Origin of the sequence: Paracoccus versutus, assembly GCF_000763885.1 — a bacterium.
GTDB classification, from domain to species: Bacteria; Pseudomonadota; Alphaproteobacteria; order Rhodobacterales; family Rhodobacteraceae; genus Paracoccus; species Paracoccus versutus.
Genome location: NZ_JRKO01000110.1, coordinates 1 through 7152, shown reverse-complemented (window position 1 = coordinate 7152; position 7152 = coordinate 1). Strand labels below are relative to the sequence as shown.

Annotated in this window: 8 protein-coding genes and 1 pseudogene; 6 read left to right on the top strand and 3 right to left on the bottom strand. The window is 66.1% G+C overall.

Going from position 1 to position 7152, the window contains the following annotated elements:
• Nucleotides 1-134: 134 nt before the first annotated feature.
• Nucleotides 135-560 carry a hypothetical protein gene (locus IT40_RS25610; RefSeq protein WP_036761151.1) on the bottom strand — a complete coding sequence of 142 codons (426 nt, stop codon included), beginning with the start codon at nucleotides 558-560 and terminating at the stop codon, nucleotides 135-137.
• Nucleotides 561-1004: 444 nt separating this feature from the next.
• Nucleotides 1005-1694: a TetR/AcrR family transcriptional regulator gene (locus IT40_RS25605; protein WP_052096343.1), complete on the bottom strand. Its 690-nt coding sequence runs from the start codon at nucleotides 1692-1694 to the stop codon at nucleotides 1005-1007.
• A gap of 103 nt (nucleotides 1695-1797) precedes the next feature.
• On the opposite strand from IT40_RS25605, the gene IT40_RS25600 reads away from it, so the two are divergent.
• From IT40_RS25600 to IT40_RS29050, 6 genes and pseudogenes are all read left to right on the top strand, one after another.
• Entirely contained in the window at nucleotides 1798-2163 is a 366-nt protein-coding gene (locus IT40_RS25600) for a cupin domain-containing protein (RefSeq protein ID WP_052096344.1), read from the top strand.
• Nucleotides 2160-3479: an NAD(P)/FAD-dependent oxidoreductase gene (locus IT40_RS25595; protein ID WP_036761149.1), complete on the top strand. Its 1320-nt coding sequence runs from the start codon at nucleotides 2160-2162 to the stop codon at nucleotides 3477-3479. Before IT40_RS25600 ends, IT40_RS25595 begins: the two co-directional genes overlap by 4 nt.
• A gap of 52 nt (nucleotides 3480-3531) precedes the next feature.
• Nucleotides 3532-4521, top strand: coding sequence for a TRAP transporter substrate-binding protein DctP (gene dctP / locus IT40_RS25590; RefSeq protein WP_208021440.1), 990 nt, complete (start codon nucleotides 3532-3534; stop codon nucleotides 4519-4521).
• A 31-nt stretch (nucleotides 4522-4552) separates the two neighbouring features.
• Entirely contained in the window at nucleotides 4553-5059 is a 507-nt protein-coding gene (locus IT40_RS25585; RefSeq protein ID WP_084197473.1) for a TRAP transporter small permease, read from the top strand.
• A 1-nt stretch (nucleotide 5060) separates the two neighbouring features.
• Nucleotides 5061-6350, top strand: a complete 1290-nt coding sequence (locus IT40_RS25580; protein WP_036761147.1) for a TRAP transporter large permease — start codon at nucleotides 5061-5063, stop codon at nucleotides 6348-6350.
• Nucleotides 6351-6506: 156 nt separating this feature from the next.
• Nucleotides 6507-6626, top strand: a pseudogene (locus IT40_RS29050) (integrase core domain-containing protein); the annotation flags it as partial.
• Between the two features lie 338 nt (nucleotides 6627-6964).
• Here the strand turns inward: IT40_RS29050 and IT40_RS29410 are convergent.
• Nucleotides 6965-7152, bottom strand: a 188-nt coding sequence (locus IT40_RS29410) for a hypothetical protein (RefSeq protein ID WP_036761144.1), incomplete at its 5' end; no start/stop codon positions are given.

Here is a 7152-nt window from a genome sequence, read left to right as displayed (position 1 = left end):
GCGTCACCGACCACCGCTGGGACGAGCTGTGGCGCTGGATGGTCGAGGCGCAGGGCATGGTCGAGCCCGAGCCGGAAACCAAGGCGCTGATCCTGGCCTATCTCAAGGCAAACTTCTCATCCGAGAGATAGGGGCTATGGCGCTTTCTCCACCTCCTTCGCAACCTCCTGCCTGAGTTTCGGCCCCTCCACCAGTCGGCGCCCGAGCGTAGTGACGAAAGCGTCGTAGCGCTTGGCGGCGCTGGCGCGGGCGGCCTGCTGGGCGGGCTCGGGCAGGGGCGGGCTGGTGGTGAGCCAGAAGCGCACGAAGACCGCGAGCGTCTCGACGGCGATGCCGAGATCGCGCTCCAGCCGGGTCAGGTGGCGGTCCATCTGGTCGAGGCGGCGGATCAGCGCCGCCTCCTGGCGCTCGGCGGCGTCGGGCGACAGGAAGGAGGCGATGCCGGCCTCGGCGATCAGCGACAGGGACTGGTTGCGCCGCGCGGCATGGGCGGCCAGCGCCTGCATGATCTCCGGCTCCAGATAAACCGAGAGGTGCTTCTTGCGGGGTGATTTCGCCATGACGCCCTCCTAGAGTTCGATGCCGTCGCCTTTGTCCATGGAGGCCTGTCGGGCGACGCTCAGCATCCTGCGGGTCATGCGGCTGCTGCGGGCGATGTCCTTATCCGTGTCCTCGGCGGGCTCGCCGAAATCGAATTCGTTCTCGATCGGCTGCTGGCGCTCGACGGTCTGGCTCGTTGGGGGTTCAGCCTATGCCGCGGTCTGCCGATGCAGCCAGCGGCGCTTTTCGACGGTCCTGGTGTTGATCTCCTTTCGCCGTTTGAGAAGGGTTTCGGGAACACCCATCTGCTCGTCCAGCCTGTCTTGGTGGCCGACGGCTCCGTGGAAATTCTTATAATAGGCGAAGACGTGGCGGGAATCCAAAGGCGGTCAGGTTGGCGATCCCGACCGGTCAGGAGGGGCGGCTGATGGCCTGAACCGAGCCAAGCGCATGCATCGGCTTGATCAACGAGCAGGTATGCGTTCGTCGCCCCACAGCTCTTTTCGCGCGATGACCTTCTGGCGAAAATCAGCCTCTGCCTGCGGGTCCAGCTTTTCGTCGGTATAGGTCTCGAAATAGGTGGCGACATAGGACAGCCGGACCGACAGGGGCTCTCGCACGTTCAGCGCGTAATATCCCATCTGCGTATAATAGAAGTTGCGCGCCCGGATGATCGCTTGGCGTTCGGCAAAGCCATGGGCCGCGAACATGGCGATCAGCGCGTCCATCCGCTGCTGGTCCGATTGCGCGATGACCGCCTGAAGCGCGGCATCGCCCCGCGCCCAGTCGCGCACGGCGAAGTCGAGCCGCGGATCGAACAGTTCGGGATCCAACCAGCAGATGAACAGGGCCAGGATGCGGTCCTGAAGCGTGCCCGGCGCAGTCGCGGCCTGAATGACGCTGGCCGTGTTGGACTGCTGCCACACGTCCAGCATGGCCTCCAGCAATTCGTTGCGGTCGGCAAAGTGCCAGTAGAAGCTGCCGCGCGTCACCCCCAGCAGATCCGCAAGCCGGGTGATCCTGACCGCGTCGATGCCGTTCTGGATCAGCATTTCCAGGGCTTTTTCCAGCCAGTCCGCACGTGTCAGCCGGGGCTGGGCATGATCCTCCTCGGCTTCCTTGCTGACACGCTCTATCAGCTGGCGCTTTTTCATTGACTGCTCCATACACGTCTGTATCTTCCAATACACCACTGTATGGCGTTGGACGATTCCTTTCTGCACCAGAACAGATGGCATGACCGTGGGGAAGAGAAAGATGACGAATGCCGACAAGGCGCCGGCGCGCCTGAACCGCTTTTCCGACCTGCGTTTCCAGCCGCGTTTCGCCTATCCCGCGATGGCCGAGGTCGTGGAGGTCGCCGGCCTTGCGGATCGCAGCGAGCTTGCGGGCGGCTTCGCGAGGTTCCGGGATGCGGACATTCCCTGGCAGGTCAAATACGACGAGCTGATCCTGGTCATCTCGGGGACATTCGCGGTCGAAACGCCGCAAGGCCGGCTGGAAGCCGGGCCCATGGACACGATCTGGCTGCCCGCCGGCACCGAGGTGCGCTATGTCTCGGAGGATGCGCTGGTGTTCTACAGCCTCCAGCCTGCAAGCTGGGCCACAGAGGCGGCTGCATGACGCGGATCTCGCTGCTTCCCAAGGACGACCGCACCAATGGCTGGTCCGCGCTTTTGCCGCCGCGCCAACCCAGGCCGTCGCTGTCCAAAGACATCACCGCCGATGTCGTGGTGATCGGCGCGGGCTATGCCGGGCTGGGTGCGGCGCGCCGTCTGGCCGAGTTGCGCCCCCATGCGAAGATCGTGGTGTTCGACGCGCAGCAGCTGGGCGAAGGGGCCTCCGGCCGCAATTCGGGCTTTGCCATCGACCTGCCGCATAATGTCGGCTCGTCGCTCGAGGAACTGGCCAAGGGCCGGGCCTATCTGCGCCTTGCCCGCGCGGGGATCGCCTCGCTGCGCGAAAGCGTGCAGCGCCACGGCATCGACTGCGACTGGAGCGAGGACGGCAAATACCATACCGCGAGCTCGGAGCGCGGCGCCGAGCAGGTTCTGCGGCCCACGGTCGAGGAGTTGAAGCGGCTGGGCGAGCCTTACGAATGGCTGGATGCCGGGGAAACCGCCCGGCGCCTGGGCACGCGGCACTTCGCGGCCTCGGTCTATACGCCCGGCACGGTGCTTCTGAACCCGGCGGCACTGAACCGGGGGCTGGGCGACACCCTGCCGGAAAACGTCACGCTTTACGAGAATTGCCCGGTGCTGGAGGCGGATTTCGGCCCGACGATCACGCTTCGGACCGCGCATGGCTCGGTCCGGGCGCTCAAGGCCATCCTGGCGGTGAACGGCCTGGCCATGCGCTTCGGCTTCTGGAGGGGCAGGCTGCTGAACTTTGCGGCGCATGCGAGCCTCTCGCGTCGTTTGACGCAAGCCGAGCAGGCGGCCTTCGGCAATATCGCGCCCTGGGGCTCGACCCCGGCCAATGCCTTTGCCGGTATCACCATGCGCTATACCAACGATCGCCGCATCCTGATCCGGCAGAACATCCATTTCTGCCCCGGCCTGCGCCAGTCCGACGAACGCCGGCAAAAGATCCGGGCCGAGCACCAGCGCCTGTTCGACGAACGCTTCCCGATGCTGCGGGGCGTCACCATGGAGCATACCTGGACCGGCTATATCTGCCTGTCGCGCAACGGCGCGCCGGGCTTCGGACAGGTCGCCCCGAACGTCTGGAGCGCAGTCTGCCAGAATGCCGTCGGCGTCGCCAAGGGCACGATCAGCGGCCGGCTGGCCGCGGCCATGGCGCTTGGCGAGGACGATCCGCTGATCTCGGACATGATCGGCCTTGGCACGCCGTCGCCGGTGCCGCCGCGGCCTTTCCTGGACATCGGCGTGAGGGCGCGCTTTGCCTATGAGATTTTCAAGAACCGACACGAGGCCTGAAGACGGCCCGCTTCCTGGGGAGGGGAAGGGAATGGTCAGAAAGATGAATGGAATGACGGCCGCGGTGCTGCTCGCGGCGCTGGCGTCCGGCGCGACGGCGGCCATGCCCGCGATGGCGGAAACGCTGAAGATGGCAACCGATTCCGGCGCGAAAGGCTCGGATGCGGGCAATGCCATCGAGGCCTGGGCCAAGGAGATCGAAACCGCCACCGACGGCGCGTTGACGGTCGAGATCTTCTACCAGAACGAGTTGGGCGGCCAGCAGGAGGTCTTCGACCTGCTCATGGCCGGCGATGTCGATCTGATGCTGAACTGGCCGATGACCTCATACGACCAGCGCATCTCGCTGATCTATACGCCCTACATGTTCACCGACTGGGATGATGCCCTGGCCGCCTATGGCAAGGACGGCTGGCTGAGCACGGCGCTGTCCGAGGTCTATGCCGATACCGGGCTGAAATACCTCGGTGCCTGGCCCGAGGGTTTCAACGGCGTCGGCACCAAGGGCGGCCACGCCACCACGGTCGAGGCCGCCAGGGCCTTCAAGGTGCGCGTCCCGCCGGTCTCGCCCTTTACCGAAACCATCGCCGCCATGGGCTATCAGACCGCGACCATCGACTGGGGCGAACTCTACTCGGCCATCCAGACCGGGGTCGTCGACGGCGACAGCGCCAACGTGATCTTCTACGACTACGAATATTTCGGCGACGTGCTGACCGATTACGTCCACAGCCGGCAGCAGTTCCTGACCGGCATCCTGACCGCGAACCTCGAAAACTGGGAGGCCCTGTCCCCCGAGCATCAGGAGGCAATCGCTGCCGGCGCGGAAAAGGTCATGCTGGCGCAGTTCGACGCCGCCCGCCGCTCGGACGAGGGCTATGTCGAGGCATGGAAGAAGCGCGGCCATACCTATGTCGAGCTGAGCCCCGAGGAACTGGCCACGCTGGGCAAGACCGTGCGCGAGGCGGTCTGGCCGCAGATGGAGCCGATGATCGGCGCCGAGCTTCTGGACCTCGTCCGGCGGAACGCCGCCGCCGAGTGATCCTCGTCACCCTCGCCGCATGGAGGTTCGCATGATCGCCTTTCTTGCCATGGCCGACCGGGTCTTTGCCTGGCTCCTGCGAGCCGTCATCCTGGCGACCAGCGCCATCGTCACCTTGTCGCTGGTCGCCCTGGTGGTCTTTCGCGTCTTCTTCAGCCAGTCGCTGCTCGGCATGCACGAGGCAAGCCTGCTTGCCGCCATGTGGCTTTACATGGCGGGCGCCGTCATGGCCTCGCGGCGGTCCGAGCATCTGGTCGTGGATTTCCTCGCGACATCGCTGCGCTCGCCCCGCGCCAGGGCGATCCACGGCCTGGTGGTCGCGGTTCTGACGCTGGTCATCGCGGCGATCTTTGCGCTCTGGGTGTGGAAGATGCTGGCCTGGGGGATGAAGCGGCCGCAGATCATCCCGGTCCTGAACCTGCCCCTGTGGTATGCGCAGGCGCCGCTGGCTCTCGCCGCAGTGTCCGCTGTCATCTACGCCCTGCGCGATATCGCCCGCGCGGGTCTTCAGATCGCCCAACCCGGCAAGGAGGCCTGACATGGAGGCTCTACTGGTCCTGGGGCTGCTCCTGGCTCTTCTGGGGATCGGCCTTCCCGTCGCATGGTCCTTCGCCGGCGTCGTCGCGGCCTTGGCCTGGATCTATGACGCCAATCTCAACACGCTGATGTTGCAGGGCTTCCGGTCGCTGAACTCGGTGATCCTACTGGCCTTGCCGCTGTTCATCCTTGCAGGCTACCTGATGCAGTCGGGGGGCATCGCGAACCGCCTGGTCGCCTGCATCGAGATGGCGATCGGGCGGCGGCGGGGCGGGCTCGGCAATGCGATGGTCGGGGCGGCGGGCGTGTTCGGCGCCATCGCCGGGACGGCCACGGCGGCGGTGGCGGCCATCGGCACGCTGATGATCGACCCGATGGCCGAACGCGGCTATCCGCGCGGCTATTCGGCGGCGCTGCTGGGGATTTCCTCGCTTCTCGGCATCCTCATCCCGCCCTCGATCACCATGATCCTTTTCGCGGTGGCGACCCAGCAATCGGTGGCGGCCTGCTTTGCGGCCTCGATCGTGCCGGGGATCATGCTGATGATCGGGCTGATGATCTTCAATCGCGCCCAGATCGGCCGCCGCATTCACGAAATCCACGACGAGCGCCGGATCCCGGCTGCGGAGAAATGGCGCATCACCCTGCGCACCATCCCCGCCTTTTCGCTGCCGGTCATCATCATCGGCGGCATCTATGGCGGGTTCTTCACGCCAACCGAGGCGGCGGCCTTCGCCGTGCTCGCCGCGGTCCTGATCGGCCTTTTCATCTATCGCGACATGAGCCTGGCGCGGCTGCGCGACAGTACGGTGGCGGCCGCCGAGACCACCGGCTCCATCGTGCTGATCCTGCTGTTTTCCTTCGTGATCGGCCGCATCCTTGTGGCCGAGCGCATCCCGCAGGATCTGACGGAACTGGTGGCGTCGCTGGTCAGCAATCCGATCGGCGTGATGATCCTGGTGAACATGTTCCTGATCATCGCCGGGGCGCTGATCGACGATGTCTCGGTCACGGTGGTGATTGCGCCGCTGCTGCTGCCGCTGATGGTGTCGGTCGAGGTACATCCGGTGCATTTCGCCGCCATCGTAGCGACCTCGGTGGTGATCGGCGCGAACAGCCCGCCGATGGCGCCGATCCTGTTCATGGCCTGCCGGATCGGCAGGGCCTCGGTCCATCAGGCGGTCGGCCCGGCGCTGCGCATGATGGCCTTCGTCGCCTTGCCGGTGATGGTGCTGACGACCTTCATCCCCGCGCTTTCGCTGGGACTGCCACGATGGCTGGGATTGCTCTAGGCGGGTGGGCTGGCCTGCGCGAGATGATCCTCCCCCACGGTGTGCGGAGCCGGAACCGACGCGCCCGGCCCCGAGCCGCCGGTCGAGAGACCGGCGACGCTGCAGCGCGGCTTCCTCAGACCGGACAGCCGTGCTTGCCGCAACGATTTGCCAGGGCTCGCCGAGACCAGGATCATCGTGGAAAGGTGGCGATGCCACGAGAATACCGTGCGCCCGCATGGATCGCTCGGCTACAAGCCTCCGGCTCCGGAAGTCTTCATCCCCGCGTTTCCAGCGCGGACAGCTCGACAACCTGGGCCAGCAATGCCGTCCGCGCTGGAAACACGACCAGCATTGCACCAACAATCAAAATGGGCCGTCATCGGGGGCCGATGGACAAGGCAGCCGGGCGTCGATCAGGGTTCCGCAGACCGGAAGCCACGCCCCGGCGTCGCGTCAGGGTGAGGCGGATCCCTGCGCTGCATATACCAGCACGACGAGCCCTTTGGGCGGCAACGGCGAGAGCCGGGGGCGCGACCAGCATCACCGCCGGGCCGTATGCCGGCATGCCGGCCCTGGGCCATCGCTCGATGACGGGGGCTCCCGATCGGCCCCCCCCCGCGCCTGGAAGGCCTTCAGCCATGGTTTTCCCTGTCGTTACAGGTCCGGGCAGGCTGCGCCCCGATCTCCGCCTCGCGATCCTTGCGGCGCTGCGTGCCGCTGCGATGGGTGATCGCCAGCAGGACCGACGGTTCCCTGAGCCGCAGCCGATGCCAGCTGCCCGCCGGCACGACCTGGCCCGTCCTCGGCGTCAGTTCCACCG

Excerpts from the sequence above, each read along its gene's own strand:
- IT40_RS25605 (WP_052096343.1), bottom strand. The coding sequence starts at position 1,694 with ATGAAAAAGCGCCAGCTGATAGAGCGTGTCAGCAAGGAAGCCGAGGAG.
- IT40_RS25585 (WP_084197473.1), top strand. The coding sequence starts at position 4,553 with ATGATCGCCTTTCTTGCCATGGCCGACCGGGTCTTTGCCTGGCTCCTG.
- IT40_RS25580 (WP_036761147.1), top strand. The coding sequence starts at position 5,061 with ATGGAGGCTCTACTGGTCCTGGGGCTGCTCCTGGCTCTTCTGGGGATC.
- dctP (WP_208021440.1), top strand. The coding sequence starts at position 3,532 with ATGACGGCCGCGGTGCTGCTCGCGGCGCTGGCGTCCGGCGCGACGGCG.
- IT40_RS25595 (WP_036761149.1), top strand. The coding sequence starts at position 2,160 with ATGACGCGGATCTCGCTGCTTCCCAAGGACGACCGCACCAATGGCTGG.
- IT40_RS25610 (WP_036761151.1), bottom strand. The coding sequence starts at position 560 with ATGGCGAAATCACCCCGCAAGAAGCACCTCTCGGTTTATCTGGAGCCG.
- IT40_RS25600 (WP_052096344.1), top strand. The coding sequence starts at position 1,798 with ATGACGAATGCCGACAAGGCGCCGGCGCGCCTGAACCGCTTTTCCGAC.